The sequence below is a fragment of the Pseudomonas sp. PNPG3 genome, assembly GCF_023093815.1.
Lineage (GTDB): Bacteria > Pseudomonadota > Gammaproteobacteria > Pseudomonadales > Pseudomonadaceae > Aquipseudomonas > Aquipseudomonas asiatica.
The window spans coordinates 1-255 of the sequence record NZ_JALLKV010000280.1 but is presented as its reverse complement, the minus strand read 5'-3'; the positions used below and the strand labels follow the sequence as shown (position 1 = coordinate 255).

The following is a 255-nucleotide window of genomic DNA, read 5'->3' as shown; positions in this document are numbered from 1 at the left end:
GTCGGCATCTATTGCTTCATCTTCTTCATGATGATCGGCGCCGGTGCCGGAGCATATTTCTTTCCGGAGCAGCCGTCAGCCGCGGTCACGAAGGAAGACATCGCCCAGCGCGAGGAAGACGACGCCGAGCGAGCCAAGGCGCGCAAGGAGCGCGAACAGCGCATCGCCACCGAAGCCGCCGTGATGAGCAAGGGCAGCTATGGCGACGTGGTGGCCTTGCGCGCCGGGCGCTTCGTCGAACATGCGCAGGGCGAA

At 64.3% G+C, this 255-nt stretch carries 1 protein-coding gene; it reads left to right on the top strand.

Features of this window, described 5'->3' with window-relative positions; all coding sequences use genetic code 11:
- A partial coding sequence (locus tag MJ643_RS31045; protein ID WP_247727362.1) for a hypothetical protein occupies positions 1–255 on the top strand: 255 nt, incomplete at both ends.